Annotated in this window: 16 protein-coding genes; 8 read left to right on the top strand and 8 right to left on the bottom strand. The window is 49.5% G+C overall.

What is annotated here, in order from left to right; all coding sequences use genetic code 11:
• Positions 1–200: 200 nt before the first annotated feature.
• Positions 201–1,130: a MerR family transcriptional regulator gene (locus tag A6049_RS23395; RefSeq protein ID WP_063566973.1), complete on the bottom strand. Its 930-nt coding sequence runs from the start codon at positions 1,128–1,130 to the stop codon at positions 201–203.
• A 264-nt stretch (positions 1,131–1,394) separates the two neighbouring features.
• Between A6049_RS23395 and A6049_RS23390 the strand changes: the two genes are divergently transcribed.
• The 8 genes from A6049_RS23390 (at position 1,395) to A6049_RS23360 (ending at position 11,038) form a co-directional block, all read left to right on the top strand.
• Positions 1,395–2,870, top strand: a complete 1,476-nt coding sequence (locus A6049_RS23390; RefSeq protein WP_063566953.1) for a phospholipase D family protein — start codon at positions 1,395–1,397, stop codon at positions 2,868–2,870.
• A 125-nt stretch (positions 2,871–2,995) separates the two neighbouring features.
• Complete coding sequence (locus A6049_RS23385; protein WP_063566952.1) at positions 2,996–3,619, top strand: TetR/AcrR family transcriptional regulator; 624 nt, start codon at positions 2,996–2,998, stop codon at positions 3,617–3,619.
• On the top strand, positions 3,616–3,957 hold the full coding sequence (locus tag A6049_RS23380) for a DMT family transporter (protein ID WP_063566951.1): 342 nt from the start codon (positions 3,616–3,618) through the stop codon (positions 3,955–3,957). Before A6049_RS23385 ends, A6049_RS23380 begins: the two co-directional genes overlap by 4 nt.
• On the top strand, positions 3,957–4,271 hold the full coding sequence (locus A6049_RS23375; RefSeq protein WP_063566950.1) for a DMT family transporter: 315 nt from the start codon (positions 3,957–3,959) through the stop codon (positions 4,269–4,271). Before A6049_RS23380 ends, A6049_RS23375 begins: the two co-directional genes overlap by 1 nt.
• A gap of 139 nt (positions 4,272–4,410) precedes the next feature.
• A complete protein-coding gene (locus A6049_RS34440; RefSeq protein WP_274568725.1) occupies positions 4,411–4,545 on the top strand; it encodes a hypothetical protein in 135 nt (44 codons plus the stop codon).
• Between the two features lie 223 nt (positions 4,546–4,768).
• Positions 4,769–5,716 (top strand): TetR/AcrR family transcriptional regulator, encoded by a 948-nt coding sequence (locus tag A6049_RS23370; RefSeq protein WP_095206200.1) that lies wholly within the window; start codon positions 4,769–4,771, stop codon positions 5,714–5,716.
• Between the two features lie 40 nt (positions 5,717–5,756).
• The gene (locus tag A6049_RS23365; protein ID WP_063566949.1) at positions 5,757–8,975 is read left to right on the top strand and encodes an efflux RND transporter permease subunit; all 3,219 of its coding nucleotides are present in this window, start codon (positions 5,757–5,759) and stop codon (positions 8,973–8,975) included.
• Between the two features lie 374 nt (positions 8,976–9,349).
• A complete protein-coding gene (locus tag A6049_RS23360) occupies positions 9,350–11,038 on the top strand; it encodes a PucR family transcriptional regulator (RefSeq protein ID WP_095206199.1) in 1,689 nt (562 codons plus the stop codon).
• A 4-nt stretch (positions 11,039–11,042) separates the two neighbouring features.
• Here the strand turns inward: A6049_RS23360 and A6049_RS23355 are convergent, their stop codons facing one another.
• The 7 genes from A6049_RS23355 to A6049_RS23325 all read right to left on the bottom strand — a co-directional run bounded on the left by A6049_RS23355 (position 11,043) and on the right by A6049_RS23325 (position 19,398).
• The gene (locus A6049_RS23355; protein WP_063566948.1) at positions 11,043–11,270 is read right to left on the bottom strand and encodes a hypothetical protein; all 228 of its coding nucleotides are present in this window, start codon (positions 11,268–11,270) and stop codon (positions 11,043–11,045) included.
• Between the two features lie 5 nt (positions 11,271–11,275).
• Entirely contained in the window at positions 11,276–12,715 is a 1,440-nt protein-coding gene (gene hydA, locus A6049_RS23350) for a dihydropyrimidinase (protein ID WP_063566947.1), read from the bottom strand.
• Positions 12,712–14,007, bottom strand: coding sequence for an NAD-dependent dihydropyrimidine dehydrogenase subunit PreA (gene preA, locus A6049_RS23345; RefSeq protein ID WP_063566946.1), 1,296 nt, complete (start codon positions 14,005–14,007; stop codon positions 12,712–12,714). The genes hydA and preA overlap by 4 nt, the downstream gene beginning before the upstream one ends.
• A gap of 186 nt (positions 14,008–14,193) precedes the next feature.
• Positions 14,194–15,561 carry an NAD(P)-dependent oxidoreductase gene (locus A6049_RS23340; RefSeq protein WP_063566945.1) on the bottom strand — a complete coding sequence of 456 codons (1,368 nt, stop codon included), beginning with the start codon at positions 15,559–15,561 and terminating at the stop codon, positions 14,194–14,196.
• A 109-nt stretch (positions 15,562–15,670) separates the two neighbouring features.
• On the bottom strand, positions 15,671–16,552 hold the full coding sequence (locus A6049_RS23335) for a nitrilase-related carbon-nitrogen hydrolase (RefSeq protein WP_063566944.1): 882 nt from the start codon (positions 16,550–16,552) through the stop codon (positions 15,671–15,673).
• 128 nt (positions 16,553–16,680) lie between these two features.
• Positions 16,681–17,946: a M20 family metallo-hydrolase gene (locus A6049_RS23330; RefSeq protein ID WP_063566943.1), complete on the bottom strand. Its 1,266-nt coding sequence runs from the start codon at positions 17,944–17,946 to the stop codon at positions 16,681–16,683.
• A 78-nt stretch (positions 17,947–18,024) separates the two neighbouring features.
• Positions 18,025–19,398 (bottom strand): aspartate aminotransferase family protein, encoded by a 1,374-nt coding sequence (locus tag A6049_RS23325; RefSeq protein WP_063566942.1) that lies wholly within the window; start codon positions 19,396–19,398, stop codon positions 18,025–18,027.
• Positions 19,399–19,422: the final 24 nt, after the last annotated feature.

Here is a 19,422-nt window from a genome sequence, read left to right as displayed (position 1 = left end):
AAACGCAAAAACATTATACAAATATAGTACAAATATTATACAACTTATTAAATCAAAAAATGACCGACTGGTCAAATTCTCTAATAAGATATTTTGGAATACAAAAAAACACCCTCTGCGCTCTTGCGTCAAAGGATGTCCTGTATACCCAAACCTATACATTCTATTTTAAAATACATTTTTAAAAAGACACGAATCAGTTATCTCCGCCCAGGCGATGGTTCAACAAAATACTCACGTTCCATCCACGATTGCCAATCCGCAGAATCTTCAGGCATAATCCACTGCGGATATCGTGCGTTCTCTGTACGCTCATAACCCTTGCCTCCAAGTACAAAACGCATATGCGGGAACTCGTCCACAATTCGCCCTATGAGTTGATCACACCGCTCAAGAAGTTCGGAACTAGTAACCGATAGACAGACCAATCGGATGTTCTGCTCCCGGATAATTGGGAATAGCCCCTCTTCCGGTGTGTTGGCTCCGAGATAGAGCACTTCTGCACCATTTTTACGCATAAACAGGGAGAACAACAATAATCCCACCTGATGATGCTCCCCTTCCGGGCACAAGGCCAGAACTTTGGGCAGATGCGGATAGATCGGGAACAGATGGAAAAACTGATAAAAGCGCTGTGAGATCAGTTGTGTCATAAAATGCTCTTGAGCGACCGAAGCCCTGCCTTGCTCCCATGCATCCCCAACCCGAACCAGAATGGGCACCAGCACATGATAAAACATGGAATCATATCCGTACATGGTGAAGCCAAAATCAATCAGACCATTGGCTCGTTCACCCTGAAAGTTGTATAGCGAGTCATAGATCTGATCGGCTATACGTACATAAGCCTCTTCCATCGTGGGTACTGGAGGCGTTAACGACGTAGGCACTGCAGCTTGATGTGAACTGGTTTTGTTCACCTTGAGCATACGTACTGCTTCCGAAATATTCGTCTGGTGCTGCTCCACCTGCTCTTTTAACCAGCGCAGATCTGCAACATTCTCTTCCGTGTACAAGCGATAACCCGATTCCGTCCGCTCAGGGGTGACCGCACTGTACCGATTCTCCCAAGCCCGGAGCGTTACCGTCGGAATACCCAGCATGGCAGCGACTTGTTTGATGGAATACACCTTATTACCCACTTTCTTTCCTGAAATAGCCAGACTTTCGCAGGTTAAACGAATCCTTATCCCGTCTTTGTCAGGTATATGAAAATCCGAACATTCCACAAAAATAATACACTCATTATACACAACGGTCATATGCATGTCGATTGAATCGATCGAAATGGTTTTGCCTTTCCTGACGACTTAAATAATCTGTCAGGCTCTCTGCGTCAATGTTGTCATCCGGGTGGTAATAGAAGTCAGCACGTTCAGAAAGGGGAGTTATTGTTGTTTTCTTATCGCCGCCAGACATCAGACCGCAAGTCTTCACGCGGCAAATTTCCATACATACGAACAGGACTCGTCCTATTGGCACTATGGCTCATCGCCGTCATGCTCTATCAGACCTATAAACCGTTACCATCCGGCATTGCCTATGAAAGTCCTGAATACCGGGTGGATCAGGTACAGTTTTTGCATGATCTGACCTATCCATCCGCTGATGGACAGATGGAGCACGAACAGCAGATCTTCCAGCGCATGCTTCAGGTTATCGAGGACGCGGAACAGTTCGTCGTCGTTGATATGTTTTTATTCAATAATTACCAGCACAAAGGTCAGCAATTTCCACCCATCAGCACAGAGTTTACGGAAACACTGGTTGCCAAAAAACTTCAGAAACCGGATATGGATATGTGGTTCATTACGGATGAAGTGAACACCAACTATAACTCTGCACCGAACCCGTTACTGGAGCAGATGAAGCAGGCCGGAATTCACGTGGTCATCACAGATGTGGACCCTTTACGTGACTCCACTCCTGTCTACTCTGCGGTCTGGCGCACCTTCTTCCAGTGGTTTGGACAATCCGGCAATGGCTGGATTCCGAACCTGATGGCAACCGATGGACCGGATGTCACCGTGCGTTCCTACCTTAAGTTGCTCAATGTGAAGGCCAATCATCGCAAAGTGGTGGTCAGCGAGAAGACAGCTATTGTCTCCTCAGGCAATGTTCATGATGCCAGTGCCTATCATTCGAACATTGCTTTTGAAATAACCGGACCGATCATCGGAGATATTCTTCAGTCCGAGCAGGCCGTACTAAACATCTCGGGTGGAGGTAAAATTCCTTCCTATACAGCTCCTACCACAGACCCGAATAAAGGAGATTTGCGAATTCGCTATCTGACCGAGGGCAAAGTGAATGACGCAGTGCTCCATGAGATTAATCAATCGGCAAAAGGTGATATCTTGTGGATGGGCATGTTTTACATCGCTTCACCCAAAGTACTGGATGCACTGCTCGAAGCCTCGAAACGGGGAACCGAGATACGGCTTGTACTCGACCCGAACGAAAATGCCTTTGGTCAGGAGAAGACTGGCATTCCCAATCGTCCTGTAGCTGCTGAGTTACATGATAAATCGGATGGCAAAATCCAAATTCGCTGGTATAACACAACCAAGGAGCAATATCACACCAAGATGATGTACATTGCCAAAGCCACCGGGGATCATATCGTCCTTGGAGGATCGACCAACTTCACCCCCAGAAACATGAATGATTACAATCTGGAAAATGACCTCTGGGTTGCTGCACCACCAGACAACTCATTTACTCATGATGTGGCGAATTATTTTGACCGGATATGGAATAATGAAGATGCCGAGTTCACCCTGAACCTGGATGAATTTCAGGAAAAGACTACATTTTTGAAAGAAATCGTATATAAGCTGCAACTGATTTTGGGTTTAACGACCTTCTAATGGAAAATGAAATTCCAAGCATAAAGCCGCCTGTACACTATCGTGCAGGCGTTTTTTGTGCCTTGACAGGGAATGTAAAATGTGAAAATATAGGTTACCTAACGACCGTTAGGAAGGTGATATTAATGACTGCACATTCGATTCGGGATGCAGCCCTGTTCCATTTTGCAAGAGATGGATATGAAGGAGCCTCCTTAAGAGCAATCGCTGACGAAGTCGGGATTAAAAAACCGTCTATATATGCACATTTTAGCGGCAAGGATGACCTGTTTTTGCAAACCCTTGCGCATGCGTTTAAGGATGTTCAGCGTCGAACGCTCGAATACTTCCGTGTTCACGCCGATCTGCCATTGGAACAAAGGTTGAAGGGTTTGCTGATATGGTTTGAGCAAGAGTATAACTGCAATGCCTCTGCCCGCTTTATGCTGCGTATGTGTTACTTCCCGCCGCTTTCGCTATATAGCGAAGTGATGGATTTAGTTTATCCGTTTCTGGACGGTATGGAGCGGTCACTGACACGGCTGCTGCAAAGGGCGACGCGCAAGGGGGAACTACAGGCTGTTCCAGCAGAACAAGCTGCGATAACTTATATGACTTTTCTCGATGGCATCACGGTTGAGATTATTTATGGAAGTTCACGTCGATACAGAAGACGGATTGAAGCTTCCTGGCCAGTCTACTGGCATGGCATTCATCATCTGAAACAAGAGGCACTGCCCGTTGTTTTGAAAGGAGATTCATCATCATGAACCGCAACTGGTTATATGTTTTTATCGGAGGACTCATTGAGATTGTATGGGTAAGTGGGCTGAAACACGCCTCTAATGTTTGGGAGTGGGCTTTGACGGCCTTAGCCATCATCCTGAGCTTTGGATTAATCATCGCTGCTTCCAAAAGATTGCCTGTGGGTACGGTGTATGCCGTATTTACGGGGATTGGTACTGCAGGTACGGTACTGGCTGAAATGCTGCTATTTGGTGAAGCATTCTCACTTGCCAAGGTTTTGTTAATCGGCCTGTTGCTATGTGGTGTGATCGGACTGAAACTGGTCACGGATCAACAATCGGCAAAAGGAGGTGAAGCATAATGGCTTGGATGGCAATTGTGGGCGCAGGCATATGTGAAATTTTTGGCGTCATCGGCATTAATGGTGCTTCTACCCGAAAAGGCTGGCCTTATATCGTGCTCATGCTCGTATCGTTCGCATTCAGCTTCTCCCTGTTATCCTACGCGATGACTTCTATTCCCATGGGTACCGCGTATGCGGTGTGGACTGGAATCGGTACGGTGGGCAGTACGTTAACAGGTATGTTCCTGTTCGGTGAGCGGAAGGAAGCCAAGCGGCTGCTGTTTATTGCCATGATTTTGGTGGCGGCGATCGGATTGAAACTGATTACGTAACGTAAATACCTCCATTATATATCTTCCATAATATTTAATTATCCCAAAAAGACGACTTTCGATCAGAAAGTCGTCTTTTTGGGATATGATGTAAGTAAGAAACCTCACCACACTCTGTTACGTAAGAAAGGAAGTCGTGATGATGAAGAAATGGTTCGCGCGTATGGGTTCATTTACCGGATATATCTTTCTGGTCGCTGTGGGAACCTTTTATTTGATTGCTCTTGTAGCTATTATTCTTCTAGCCATTTACGTCTTTAAAGGCGGATCATGAAATAGATCATACATATTGCAATGAACATTCGTCGCTCATATATACAGCCTTTACTGCGTCTGCATTACGTAGGAAAAATGCTCCAGTCCCCATATAGTACACCCTCTTCTTTTTCCATTTTTCTCCCATTTGAATTCCATTGTCTTTATCGTTTATACTTGGTTTGACCCTAAAGTCAATTCAAGAACTCATAAGTTCCGCAGGTGAGGTGGATGTATCGTTAATGAACCCTATCCATGAAATGAATGAGAAGAAAAAGCTCATTATTACCACAGCACTCAAGCTGTTCTCAGCCAAAGGCAGTGCTGCAACCTCCATGCAGGAGATTGCAGAAATATGCGGGATGTCGAAAGGCAGCCTCTACCTCATGTTCAAATCCAAAGAGGAATTAGAGGCCAGTACGATGGAGTACTGCATATTCACGCTCATGGACGAAATCTCCCAGATTGAACATGAAGCTGGGCTCACTTCGAGAGAACGTCTGCACAAGCAGATTGAAACACTGCTTGTCCATGTATCCGAGCTGAAAGAATTTTTACGCGTGCAAATGCGCAGCATGATGATGGATGAAGAGCAGCATCGCAAGGAAAAGTGCAAACCGAAAAACAAGGATCTGGAGATCCGTACCCTGCACTGGTTCAAGGACAAACTGGAGGATCTGTACGGACCGGAGATTGGACCCTATACCTTAGACCTTATTTTGCTCACGCATGGTCTGTTCCTCTCCTACATCAAAATCTGGTTTACGGAAATGCCTTCCCTTACCGTATCCAAGATGGCAAGCAACATGCTGCAAACGATCGATTATGCAGCTCGCGGATTGCTCGATCAACGCCCTGCCCCTTTGGTTCCTTTGGAACATTGGCCAGCATGGAGCAGCGATTCAGATACAGATTCCACAATGATGCGTCATCCTATTCATATCATCAAACAGATGAAGGATATCATCACTTCTGATATGCCTCCAGGGCAATTGCGCAATGACGCGTTGGAGACCATCGCCATCCTGAGACAGGAAATGATGGAATTCACACCGCGACGTGCCATTATCCTGGGCATGATGCGTAATTTGGATCACATTCCTGTCATCCAGCCATTGCACTCCGAGCTTCAGCACATTATGGATGCCATGTATAGCCGGTTCATCCAGGCTGACTCGTCACAACAATAAAGAAATACAGGGAGAAACAGAGAGGAGAAGAAACCATCGTATGAAAGGGATTATTAATTTTTCACTGAACAACAAGTTTGCGATCTGGATTCTGACCATCATCGTTTCCTTCGCCGGTTTGTACAGCGGACTGACGATGAAACAGGAGACTATTCCAAACATCAATGTGCCATTCTTGAGTGTAACGGCCATTGATCCAGGGGCAGCTCCAGAAGGTATTGTCGAGGATGTCACCAAACCACTCGAACAGACCTTAAGAAATGTAGAGGGAATTAAGACACTCACCTCTACTTCCATGGAGAATGCTTCTTCCATCACCCTCGAATTTGATTATGGTACCGATCTGGACAACGCTACCGCAGCGGTACGCGAAGCACTGAATGAGGTGCAGTTGCCGGATGGTGTGCAGAAACCAACCATCTCGAAGTTCAGCATCAACTCCTTCCCGGTTGTCTCGCTCAGCTTGTCTGACAAGGACGGCGGCGATCTGGAACAATTGACTCGACTGGTTGAAACGGATATCCAGCCTGCACTCGAAGATATTGACGGTGTAGCTCAAGTCCAAGTTTCCGGCCAATATGTTAAGGAAGTTCAACTGAAGTTTGATCAGAAAAAAATGAATGAACTCGGTTTGACTGAAGATACAGTCAACGGCATCGTTCAAGGCTCTTCTGTCCGTGTACCACTCGGACTGTTTGAACTGGACAAAGCACAGAAAGCTGTTGTTGTTGATGGCAACATCATCGATCTGGATGATTTGAAAAATCTCGCTATTCCGGTTGTACCAAGCGGTGCAGGAGCAGGCAGTGGTTCAGCCACAGCACCACAAGGCGCCGGCGCACAAGCTGGTGGAGCAGCTCAAGGCTCTGCACAAGGTTCTGACCAGGCTGCAGGACAAGCCGCAGGTGGAAATGCCAGTGTAGGCAGCACTTCAGGTGCCGCAAATGCACCTGGGATTCCAACGGTTAAATTAAGCGAGATCGCCAAAATTGAAGTCATTGGTCAGGCGGAGTCCATTTCCCGGACAGACGGTAAGGAATCCATCGGGATCTCCATCGTTAAGTCCAATGATGCCAATACAGTTGATGTCGTTAAGGCAGTTAAAGACAAAGCGGAAGAGTTGCAGACGCAGTTCAAAAACGCCGAGTTGACTGTTTTGCTTGACCAAGGTAAACCTATCCAGGACTCCGTAAACACGATGTTGTTCAAAGCGATGTTTGGTGCTTTGTTCGCCATTTTGATCATTCTGTTGTTCCTGCGTGATATTCGCTCCACCATTATTTCCATTGTCTCTATCCCGCTCTCCTTGCTCATTGCATTGACAGCACTGAATATGATGGACATTACGCTGAACATGATGACCCTGGGTGCCATGACGGTCGCGATTGGACGGGTTGTCGATGACTCCATCGTTGTTATCGAGAATATCTATCGCAGACTGACACTCAAGGGAGAGAAACTTAAAGGCCGTGATTTGATCCGGGAAGCTACCCGTGAAATGTTCATTCCGATCCTCTCTTCCACGATCGTAACCATTGCGGTATTCCTGCCGCTGGCACTGGTGAGTGGTATGGTCGGTGAGCTGTTCATGCCATTTGCCTTGACCATGGTCTTTGCTTTGCTGGCATCCCTGATTGTGGCTGTTACGATTGTACCGATGCTGGCACATACGCTGTTCCGCAAAGGTCTGAAGAACAAGCAGAATCATGAGGAAAAACCAGGCAAGATGGCGGAGGGTTACAAACGTCTCTTGAACTGGACATTGTCTCACAAACTCATCACCGTCGGCGTTGCTGTATTGCTGCTCGTCGGCAGTTTGTTCCTGTATCCGTTCATCGGTGCAAGTTTCTTGCCGGAACAACAGGATAAATATGTGACCATTACGTACAGCCCGGAAACTGGAGCTTTGCGTGAAGATGTTGAAAAAGAAGCACTCGTAGCCGAGAAATGGTTGCTGACGCAGCCAGGTCTGGAGAAAATGCAGTATTCCATCGGCGGCAGCAATCCACTGAGCAGCATGGGTGGAGGCAGCTCCAACTCTGCTCTCTTCTATATCGAATATAACGAAGATACGAAAGACTTTACAAAAGTGAAAGAACAGCTTGTGGAAGGTCTGAAGAAAGAAGTTACTGTAGGAACCTGGAATGAGCTTGACATGTCTGGGGGACTGGGAGGCAGCAGCTTGAGCCTTTCCATCTATGGTGACAATGTAGATCAGATCAAACCTGTCTCGGATGAAATTCTGAAGCTGGTTGAAGCAGATACCGAATCTTTTGAAAAAGCCGACACTACGCTCTCTGATACCTACGGGCAATACACGCTCGTCGCGGATCAGGAAAAACTGAGCTCGCTCGGTCTGACTGCTGGCCAACTGGCTATGACGATCAGCCCTGCACGTGAACGCCCTGTACTCACAGAAGTGGATATTGAAAACAAAACGTATAAGGTCTATGTAGAGACTGACAAAAAGACATTCACCAGCATTGCTGATATTGAAAACGAAAAAGTTACTTCACCACTCGGCATTGAAGTACCAATCAAAGATGTCGCGAAAGTGGAAGAAGGCACTTCACCGAACTCCATCATGCGTATTGATGGCAAAGTCGTTGTGCAGGTATCAGCCAACATCTTAGCTTCCGATGTACAAAAAGCATCATCAAACTTGCAGGCGAACATCGACAAACTGGATCTGCCAGATGGTGTTGAAGTGAAATTTGGCGGTACAACCGAACAGATTAATGACACGTTTACCCAACTTGGTCTGGCCATGCTGGCAGCCATTGCGATTGTGTACTTTGTGCTTGTTGTTACGTTCGGCGGTGGACTGGCGCCATTTGCCATCCTGTTCTCCCTGCCATTTACCGTCATTGGTATTATGGTCGGCCTGTTCGTGGCTGGGGGTACGCTTGACGTATCTGCCATGATGGGTGGACTGATGCTGATCGGGATCGTGGTCACCAACGCCATCGTCCTGATCGACCGTGTTATTCACAAGGAAAAAGAGGGAATGCCTACTCGTGAAGCCTTGCTGGAAGCCGGAGCAACGCGTCTGCGTCCAATTCTGATGACAGCTCTGGCTACCATTGGTGCCTTGCTGCCACTGGTGACAGGACTTGAAGAAAGCGCAGGGATCATCTCGAAAGGTCTCGGTATTACCGTAATCGGCGGTCTGATCAGCTCCACGCTGCTGACTTTGGTTATCGTGCCAATCGTGTATGAGTTCCTGATGAAGTTCAAAAAGAAAAGAATTGAAGATTAATCGACACCTTCTGTTGATTGAATTAAATCATCACTCAGAATTATGATGAGCTTCTAACATAGAACACCCCTTAGTCCACATTAGAATGGTTTGTACATTCTGATCTGCGGCTAAGGGGTGTTTTACATTTAACTATAGTTTCTTAGCATCGGTCATAGAAACATCTAGATGTTAGATAGAACTACATAGAAATAATCCATTTTGTTTTATTTCATAAAAGGAAGAGATCATTTTGTGAAATAAAACAAATGAACGTGAGATTTCAGCTCATCTGTTGTTAACAGACTTATAATCAAGACAAACGCTCTTCAGAAGCTCGACTTACAAAGCGGGTATGTAAAACTGCATGTATTTGAGGGAAGGACGGTGGTTTTGTGGGGGAAACGACGTTGCATATTCAGATGAGAGACATGCTGAAACGTCCAGTGTTCCGCAAGGCTGAGGTACTCGCCAGTGAACGGGCATTGGAGCGATATGTGCGCTGGGTGCACATTATGGAGGTTACCGAAGTAGGCAACTTGCTGAATGGCGGGGAACTGGTGCTAACGACTGGCATTGGCTGGCAGGATGATGAAAAGCAGGGACTGTCTTTCATGCGCCAGTTAATTGCTCGTGGAGCTGCGGGACTCTGTATCGAACTGGGGGCTCACACCAAGTCCCAGCTCGGACCTATGAAGGAACTTGCAGCAGAAGAGGATTTTCCACTGATCTGGTTCCACGAACAAGTACGTTATATCGATATTACACAGGACCTGCATTTCGCCCTGATTCGCAGCCACCAGCGTATGCTCGCTGATCTCGACAGCCTCACTACCTCGTTCAACCAACTTCTTTTGAATGGAGACGGTGTACAACCACTGCTCCGACTGTTGTCTCGAACAACGGGTTACCCTGTAGCGCTATATCCACTGGATGGGGAAGCAAGTGCCGTTCCCTACTGCCCTCCAGCCCAATTGGAGATTCGTCGGCAGGAGTGGTTGTCACGTCGTGGTCATTCGGACGAGGGAGAGCATTTGGGAGATCATTCTTTACAGAGGAATCATTCGGTGCATTCACCGGATGCACTCACTCTGCCTGTACAGGCGCTTGATTATGCATTTGCCGATCTGGTGCTGATGCTCGACAAGCTGTCGGATCACGATCAGGATCTGCATAATAGACCCTCTGATGAGTTCATCATCCAGGCACTGGAACGTTGCGCAGCCGCCATTGCTCAGGACTGGATGCGCACCAAATACATGGAGGAAAAGCGACGCTACAAGGAAGATATGTGGGTCATTGACTGGCTTAACGGACATCATTCTGCGAAAGAAATTCATGAATATGTATCTGCTGCCAATGCCCAGCTTGCTTCTGGAAAAGGTACCGTCATTTTGTTCGATAGCAATCCCAGCTACACAGACAGTCTCAAGCTACAGAAACTGCTAATTCAACGCAACATCATTGCCCGTTCCGTGTTCGCGCGGGAAGGATTCGCCCTGTACAGCACCGTGCTAAACCACCAGATCATTCTGATTATTGTTGACCCTCTGCCTGGATCTCAGCGAAAAAGCAGTCTATGGCGCTGCATTGAACAGTTGCAGCAGCATGAACAGGAACAGACCCATCGCCTCCTCTCGGGTCTGTTCGGCATCGGTCACAGCTGCGCTGATCTATCACGTCTGAAAGACAGCCTTGAGGCAGCCAAGGATACCCTGCGCATTCAGAAGGACATCGGTGTGATGCAGCAGCCCTTTTACAGCAATCTTCACTGCTACCGCATTATTGCCAGCATGAAGCAGAGCGGCAGTCTGGATGATTTCATTGAAGAATATCTCGGGCCAGTCATTCGTTATGATACCGAAAAAGGCGGTCAGTTGTTGCGTACGCTTAAACAATATTTTATTCTATGCTGCTCCAAACAGGAGACGGCCACGGCTTTATTTATCGTCCGACAGACGTTATATCACAGATTACACAAAATTGAGATACTTCTGGGTGACGACTATACTCTCCCCGAGAAACGCGTCGCCATCGAACTTGCCATCTATGCATATGAATACGTTCATGGGCCACTCGTGTGACCTTCTACGCTCCTTTTTGCTCCTGAAGCTGCCTGATCAGGATATGACTGAACCACTTCCGTCCAGACGCTGTACCCACATATTGCTCCTGTTTTTCTCCGGGAAGATCGGGGTGCCCCCACACGACATGAGCACCCTCCAGATGTTCCCGAACGGCATAGATCCGGTAACCCTGGGCCACCATTCGTTCAATCGCTATCTTTTCCTCTTCAAATACATCATGGTCAGACATCAGCTTCACCCTCCATTCACTGCCGTCACAGGCTGTCTCACAGGTAATGGTGTACCGGCATCATATTTGTCACGCTTCACATACTGACCCGCGCCTGCCACTCCGGCAAACTGTCGATCCCGAATCACATATTCCCCGCGGCATAGCACTGTCACCGGACATCCCTGGATTGGCATGCCTTCAAAGGCGCTATAATCCACATTCATATGGTGGGTAGCTGCCGAAATCACCCTTGAGATAGATGGGTCAAAAATAACGATATCCGCATCTGTCCCCACAGCAAGGGTTCCTTTCTGCGGAAATAAACCAAATAGCTTGCTTGCCCGTGTAGAGCATAAATCCACCCACTGATTAAGCGAAATTCGCCCCTTCACTACCCCTTCGGAATATAAAATGCTGAGCCGATCTTCAATGACAGGCCCGCCATTTGGAATTTTGCTGAAATCATCCCGTCCCAGATCCTTCTGTCCCTTGAAGTTAAACGAGCAATGGTCCGAGCCAATCGTCTGCAACTGACCGCTCTTGAGTGCATTCCACAGCACTTCCTGATGATGGGCTTCACGCAGCGGTGGGGACCATACATACTTCGCGCCTTCAAAATCCGGTTGATCCATCTTCGATTGATCCAGAGTTAAGTACTGCGGACAGGTCTCGCCCCAGATTCGATAGCCCATGTCTCGCATACGGGCGATCTGCTCCACGGCTTCCGCACAGGTGACGTGTACCACATAGAGCTGTGAATCGGCAAGTGCTGCCAGTCGGGCCGCCCTCCCTGTAGCCTCTCCTTCCAACATGGAAGGTCGGGTAAGTGCATGATGTATCGGCTCGGTTCTACCATCCGCCAGCGCCTGCTGGACCAGCAGATCAATAACATCGCCGTTCTCGGCATGTACCATGACGAGTGCGCCGTACTCTTTGGCCTTTTGCAGCGTCTGAAAGAGAATGCCGTCATCGGCCTGGAACTGATTTTTATAAGCCATGAACACCTTGAAGGAAGACACACCCTCTTCTTCAATGATCTGTGGCAGTTCCTCCAGCACCTGATCATTCATCTCGCCAATCATCAAATGAAACCCGTAATCAATGGCGGCTTTGCCCTCGGCTTTGGCATGCCATTCCTGAAGTGATTCCAGCAAAGGTCGACCTTTTTGCGTCAAACAGAAATCAATGACCGTCGTTGTGCCACCGAAGGCAGCAGCTGCGGTACCCGTTGCAAAATCATCCGCCGTCACCGTTCCGCCGAACGGCATATCCAGATGAGTATGCGGATCAATCCCACCAGGGATGACATAACAGCCAGACGCATCCACAACCTCCGTTCGTTCATCCGGCACAAGTCCCATGCCAATCTGCACGATCTTTCCGTTTTCAATGTAGATATCCGCTTCAAACGTATCCGACGCTGTGACCAACATTCCATTACGAATCAATTTGCGGGTACTCATGATATCGCCTCCTTGGTGGATTGGTCTCTGGCCGATTGCAGCAGGGCAATCGCAGACTGACGGTCATTCCAGGTTAACGGTTCCTGTTCATGTGCGATCTCTACCATCTCAATTGCGCCGTCCACCGGACAGACAATCGAGCACAGATTACATCCGACGCAATCTTCCTCAACGACCTCCAGATACGAGCCAGAGGGGTCAGACAACATATCAATACATTGATGCGAGGTGTCTTCGCAGGCGATATGGCATTTGTTGCAATTGATGCAGACATCGCGGTTGATGCGGGCTACCACTTTGTAATTCAAATCGAGATTGCCCCAATCCGAATAACGCGGAACCGTCTGACCAATCAATTCAGATACACTTCGCAGACCTTTCTCATCCAAATAATCGTTCAAGCCATCGATCATGTCCTCCACGATACGGAAGCCATGATGCATGGCTGCGGTACATACCTGGACCCCCGTCGCGCCCATAAGTAAAAATTCTGCGGTATCCCGCCAATCGGATATGCCTCCGATGCCGGAAATCGGCACACCAACTGCCGGATTGCGTGCACACTCGGCAACCATGTTCAGCGCGATTGGCTTCACAGCCGGACCGCAGTAGCCGCCATGCGCCCCTTTGCCACCTACATGCGGCACGGTATTCCATGAATCGAGATCCACACCCGCCAGGGAGTTGATCGTATTAATCAGGGAAATCGCATCCGCACCGCCACGCACGGCTGCCCGGGCAGTCGCCGTAATATCGGTGATATTTGGCGTTAGCTTCACAATGACAGGTGTGGTCGCCACTTCCTTCACCCACATCGTCTGTAATTCAACCAGATCCGGTTGCTGACCAGACGCTGCTCCCATACCACGCTCGGCCATGCCGTGCGGACATCCAAAGTTTAGCTCCAGCCCGTCTACGCCGACAGCTTCGACTTTCTTCACAATCTCATGCCACTTCTCGCGTTTCGGTTCCACCATGAGTGAAGCAACCACTGCCCGATCTGGGAAACGCCTCTTGGTCTCAGCAATTTCACGTAGATTCACCTCCAGCGGCCGGTCGGATATTAACTCAATATTGTTAAAACCCGCGACGCGCTGTCCACCAAAATGAACGGCTGCAAAACGCGAAGAGGTATTAATGATCGGCTCGCCCAGCGTCTTCCAGACGGCACCACCCCAGCCTGCTTCAAAGGCGCGCTGAACCTGATATCCGGTATTCGTCGGCGGCGCCGAGGCCAGCCAGAATGGATTGGGCGATCGAATACCTGCCAGATTAATGGATAAGTCAGCCATAACGATCCCTCCTTGGTGTGGTTTGAACTCACAATGGTGTTTGTTTGAACTTCACAAGTTACACAGGAACCTCACGTATTTATTACCTAGGACTTCTGCTTCATAAGGGTTAAGTTGAGTGGTTGGTGTTGCCAACCTGTTGGCATAATTTGTTGAAACATTCTAACGAACCGTACACCTCGTATTTCAAGCCGTCTCTTCCACCTGTCCGGGCAACGCCTTCATCACCGATGCAGCCGCCAGCTTGCCCTGCTGTGCAGCGGAGACCACCATCGCTTCGCCCTGCCCCTGTCCGAAGATTACATCTCCTGCCGCATAGATCTGTGGATGGGACGTACGGTACGTCTGTGGTTCCACTTCAACAACGCCCCAGTGATGACGCAGGCCAAATGCCTCAATTAATGGCAGCAAACGGTTCTGTCCAATGGCTCGAACAACGGTATCACATTCAAGCATGAACTCCGATCCCTCTATCGGCACAGGCAGTGCCCGACCACCTCCAGGTGGAGTAACCAGCTTCATTTTCACACACTCTATAGCCTGGACTCGACCATTCTCGTCTCCAATAATGCGCTTCGGCATGGTGAACCAGCGAAATTCCACACCTTCCTGCTTCGCAAATGTATATTCGAAGGCATACGCTGTCATCTGGCTCTCCCCACGTCGATAAAGCATCTGCACACGCTCGGCACCTAGGCGTACCGAACAGGTCGCTGCATCCACTGCCGTATTGCCCGCACCAATAATGGCAACCTTCAGACCGTTCAGGGCCGGAGGCACACCCTGCTTCGTGGATTCCACCAGCTCAATGGCATCATAGACACCTTCCAGCGTCTCTCCTTCAATGCCGAGCATCGGAACAGCGCCCATCCCGCAAGCCAGAATAACGGCTTCGTGCTGCTCCAATAACTCTTCAGCGGATACATCCACCCCAATGCGTACACCATACCGAACCTGCACCCCCAGTGCCTGCACTTGTTCGACTTCCCATAAGGCTACGGATTCCGGCAGGCGAAAGGACACGATACCATACGTGTTAAGCCCTCCGCCTTTCGCTTTGGCTTCATAGATCGTCACCTCATACCCTACACGCCCTAACTCTCTGGCCGCAGACAATCCCGCAGGCCCTGCGCCTACAACTGCAACACTTCTTCCGTTGGCAGGCGCTGCCTTGAATAACGGTTCATTCTTCGTCCGTGCCCAGTCTGTTGCATATCGCTGTAAATCACCGATCCGAATCGGCTTAGATGACTCGTTCAGTACACAAGCGCCTTCGCAAAGTTCCTCTGTCGGGCAGACCCGTGCACAGCTAGCACCTACCGGGTTGGCCTCCATAATAGTCCGAGCCGAGCCTTTGAGGTGACCTGTTGAGATTTTTTTGATAAACGAAGGAATATTAATGTCGGTTGGACATGCCTTGATACAGGGTGCATCATAACAGTACAGACAGCGGTTCGATTCCTCCATCACTTCCTTGCCCGTCATTGCAGGCTTCATTTCGGTAAAACGACTCTCCCATCCGTAATCAGACAACGTTGCTCCTGCGCTGTTCATCAATATCATGCACCTCCATAAGGTTGGTCTCTGTTTTTCCTTTCGCCGCCGGATAAAGTTAATGACTGACTCACACAGGGACTGCGATGCCAAAACTATCTTCGCTCAGCTACAAGTTAACAAGATGTTCGTAGGTCTCGGGCCGTCGATCGCGGTAAAATTGCCATACATTGCGTACTTCCCGAATCAACTCCGTATCCATCTCGCCAATGATAACCTCATCCTGATCCCTGCTGCCCATGGCCACCATCCTGCCTCGTGGGTCCACCAGATACGACTGACCGTAAAATTCACCCATATTCCATGGCGATTCCACTCCCACTCGGTTAATGGCAGCCACATAATAGCCATTAGCTACCGCATGGGCAGGCTGCTCCAGCTTCCACAAATATTCCGATGTTCCGGCTACCGTTGCGGAAGGGTTGAATACAATCTCTGCACCCGCCAGCCCAAGCAGCCGTGCCCCTTCCGGAAAATGACGATCGTAACAGATGTACACGCCCACTCTGGCGTAGGCTGTATCGAATACCGGATAGCCCAGGTTACCGGGTCTGAAATAATATTTTTCCCAGAACCCATTGGTGCCTTCGCCTGCTTCCACATGCGGAATATGATGTTTGCGGTATTTCCCCAGGTAGGAGCCGTCCGCATCAATAACAGCAGTCGTATTGTAATACGAAGCGATCCCTTCCACCTCGTATACAGGCAAAATGACTACCACGCCAAGCTCCTTCGCGAGCTCCTGAAAACGCCTGGTTGTCGGTCCTTCCGGCACCTGCTCGGCAGATGCATACCACTTGGGGCTCTGCTCCGTGCAGAAGTAAGGCCCGTAGAACACTTCCTGCAAGCCGATAATCTGCGCTCCCCGAGCAGCCGCTTCACGCACCAGCGCAATGTGTTTCTGAATGGCGGCCTCCTTATGCACTTCAACTGGGGCCGAGCCCTCCACCTCATGTGAAGCTTGAATCATCCCGATGCTGATTTTACCCATAACGCCACATCGCCTCCTCTAAGAAACTGTCCGCTGTCCGTTTATATGAAAATCAACATCATCTTATATGACTGTAAAACCCCATCGAAATGAACTTCCATCGTCCTCCCTCCTGTATGTTCCCCTCGTTACTCACCGGTTTCCGGGCTGCACATCTGCCTGATCGTGCGGTACATCACTTCTGTACCGAGAGCAATGTCTTCGGGCGAAGAATACTCACTTGGATGATGGCTGATGCCATCTTTGCTGCGAACAAAGATCATGCCATAGTCACACACGTAAGAAAGGGCCAGCGCATCATGGAACGGTCCACTCACCAGCTCCGGTAAAGGCAGGCCGATCTCTTCGGCAGACGAGCGAATGGCATTCTTGATTCGTTCTGCACAATATCGCGGTTCACTGTTGGTATCTTCGGTCAAGGAGTAGGTCAGGCCATATTTCGAGCTGACGTCATCCAAGAGGCTCATTAACCTTTCTTCAAGCCGATTTCTGCGCTCCATCTCCATATCTCGCAAATCAACCGTAAAGCTGACTTGTTCAGGAATGATGTTGCGTGAGTCCGGGAAGACACGGAGGCTCCCCACGGTCCCTACTGTCGGAGCTTCCGGATCTTCTCTGACCATATCGTCAAAAGCCGCAATGACCTTGGCGCTGCCCACCAGCGCATCATGCCGCATCCCCATCGGTACGGACCCGGCATGCCCTGCCATGCCTTTCATCGTCACCGTGAGCCACAGCGGGCCCGAGATACCAGTCACCAGACCTACCGGAGCGGCCAGCGATTCGAGAACAGGTCCTTGCTCAATATGCAGCTCCAGATAACTGCCAATAGAGCCAGCCGGATAGATCGCTTCGGCAAATTTTTCTGGTGCACAGCCAAAGGCCTCCAATGCCTCTCGTCGGGTCACCCCATTTTTGTCCTGTCGCTCCAATTCTCCTTCTTCCAGCTGTCCGGTTATGCCACGTGAACCAAATAATCCTTTGTTAAAACGTGAGCCCTCTTCATCACAAAAGGCAATGACCTCAATGGGCATTGGAGGGCGAATGCCTTGTTCCATCAGACACTGTACAGCCTCTAACGCACCAAGAACACCGATGGCTCCATCATACCGACCCCCATACGGCTGGGAATCAATATGTGAACCGATCATAAGGATCGGCAGGGACGAATCTGTACCTTCAAGGCGACCAATCAGATTGCCAAACGGATCAAGGCGAGTCACAAGCCCGGCCTCTTCCATCCAGAGGCGAACCTGGATAATGCCCTCCATATCTTCCGGAGTCAACGCGAGTCGGCAGACACCCGTCTCTACAATTCGGCCAATACAGGACAACTGTTCAATTCGATCATCCAGACGCAGCTGATTGATGATTTTCCCGGTAGTGGTCTGCATCCTCCATCGCCTCCTTTCGCACATTTACAAGCACGATATAAATAGAGATCCCACCTATATTCCACTTCCTCTCCATCACTACCCTGCATCCAAACTGCGTAGTGCAGCCAGCAAACTACCAGCGATCAGGTCCAATTCTTCCTCAGTGGTGACGAACGGCGGAGAGATGGTCAAAATATTCGCAAATCCCGGCACGGTGTCGCCATTCTTGCCAATCAGGACACCGTCCTGTTTGCAGCTTGCCAGTACTTTCATGACCTTATCCGCATGAGCAGGCGAACCATCTGTTTCAATCAGCTCCACCCCGCAGGCGAAGCCAAATGTGCGGATATCTCCAACCACCGATAACTCCAGCAGCGGCTCCAGCTTATCCCGAAGCAGGTATCCAAGTTCATCAGCACGGCTGACCAGATTCTCTCGTTCCAGAATTTCGAGATTCGCCAGTGCCACGCGGCAGGATACAGGATTGCCCCCGAACGTATTAACATGACGAAAGTGTGAATCGGTTCCAGGTTCTCTGAACGTGTCATACAGATCCGCTCGAACGGCTGTCGCCGATAGTGGAGCGTACGCACTCGTCATACCCTTTGCCATCGTGACGATATCGGGCTGCACTCTGTAATTCTGATGACCGAATTTTTGCCCGGAGCGGCCAAATCCGCAGATGACCTCATCCACAATGAACAGCACCCCATAACGCTCACAAATCTCCTGCACGGTACGCATATACTCCGGAGGCGGGACAATCATGCCGCCCCCTGTAATGACTGGTTCCATAATGACCGCAGCTACCGTCTCCGGCCCTTCCCAACGAATAACCTCTTCATAGATAGTGGCGCATTCCAGTCCGCATCCATCCTTGTTTCGTCCAAATGGACAGCGGTAGCAATAGGGAGGTGGTACATGAGAAAAGCCTACGCCCAGCGGCTCGTATTTGATTTTGCGGGCCGCTTGCCCGGTAGCGCCCAGTGCGCCCATGGAGTTGCCGTGATAGGCGCGGTGACGGGAGATGAATTTGTGACGAGTTGGTTCACCATTCTGATGATGAAACTGACGGGCTATTTTGAACGCCACTTCATTGGCATCTGAACCCGAGTTGGAGAAGAATATGCGATACTCCCCCTCCAGCCAGTCATTCAGCTTCTCTGCCAGCAGAATCGCCGGCTCATGGCTCTGGGTCATGGGCACGTACGCTAGAGCTTTCATCTGCTCATAGGCACTTTGGGCAATCTCCTCGCGTCCATGCCCGACGTTCACACACCACAGTCCCGACATCGCATCCAGATACCGTGTGCCATCCTGATCCGTGATCCAGCTGCCCTCCCCGCTTACGGCAATCATCGGATGATCGTTATGAGGCGAGATGTGATGCCACACATATTTGCGATCCTTCTCCAGCCACTCTTCCTTCGTTCCGCCAAGCGGCTGGGGTTGCTGATCCACTGAGCTCATTCGTCATCCTCCTCTCTAACCTGA

Source organism: Paenibacillus sp. O199, assembly GCF_001636635.1.
Taxonomy (GTDB): domain Bacteria; phylum Bacillota; class Bacilli; order Paenibacillales; family Paenibacillaceae; genus Paenibacillus; species Paenibacillus marchantiae.
Note: the sequence above shows the minus strand (reverse complement) of the source record. Positions and strands in the feature narration are given on the sequence as shown.

What these genes read in the sequence shown, in the direction of transcription:
- A6049_RS23325 (WP_063566942.1), bottom strand. Translation starts at nt 19,398, where the DNA reads ATGAGCTCAGTGGATCAGCAACCCCAGCCGCTTGGCGGAACGAAGGAA.
- A6049_RS23365 (WP_063566949.1), top strand. Translation starts at nt 5,757, where the DNA reads ATGAAAGGGATTATTAATTTTTCACTGAACAACAAGTTTGCGATCTGG.
- preA (WP_063566946.1), bottom strand. Translation starts at nt 14,007, where the DNA reads ATGGCTGACTTATCCATTAATCTGGCAGGTATTCGATCGCCCAATCCA.
- A6049_RS23340 (WP_063566945.1), bottom strand. Translation starts at nt 15,561, where the DNA reads ATGAACAGCGCAGGAGCAACGTTGTCTGATTACGGATGGGAGAGTCGT.
- A6049_RS23385 (WP_063566952.1), top strand. Translation starts at nt 2,996, where the DNA reads ATGACTGCACATTCGATTCGGGATGCAGCCCTGTTCCATTTTGCAAGA.
- A6049_RS23355 (WP_063566948.1), bottom strand. Translation starts at nt 11,270, where the DNA reads ATGTCTGACCATGATGTATTTGAAGAGGAAAAGATAGCGATTGAACGA.
- A6049_RS23380 (WP_063566951.1), top strand. Translation starts at nt 3,616, where the DNA reads ATGAACCGCAACTGGTTATATGTTTTTATCGGAGGACTCATTGAGATT.
- A6049_RS23335 (WP_063566944.1), bottom strand. Translation starts at nt 16,552, where the DNA reads ATGGGTAAAATCAGCATCGGGATGATTCAAGCTTCACATGAGGTGGAG.
- hydA (WP_063566947.1), bottom strand. Translation starts at nt 12,715, where the DNA reads ATGAGTACCCGCAAATTGATTCGTAATGGAATGTTGGTCACAGCGTCG.
- A6049_RS34440 (WP_274568725.1), top strand. Translation starts at nt 4,411, where the DNA reads ATGATGAAGAAATGGTTCGCGCGTATGGGTTCATTTACCGGATATATC.
- A6049_RS23375 (WP_063566950.1), top strand. Translation starts at nt 3,957, where the DNA reads ATGGCTTGGATGGCAATTGTGGGCGCAGGCATATGTGAAATTTTTGGC.
- A6049_RS23330 (WP_063566943.1), bottom strand. Translation starts at nt 17,946, where the DNA reads ATGCAGACCACTACCGGGAAAATCATCAATCAGCTGCGTCTGGATGAT.
- A6049_RS23370 (WP_095206200.1), top strand. Translation starts at nt 4,769, where the DNA reads ATGAACCCTATCCATGAAATGAATGAGAAGAAAAAGCTCATTATTACC.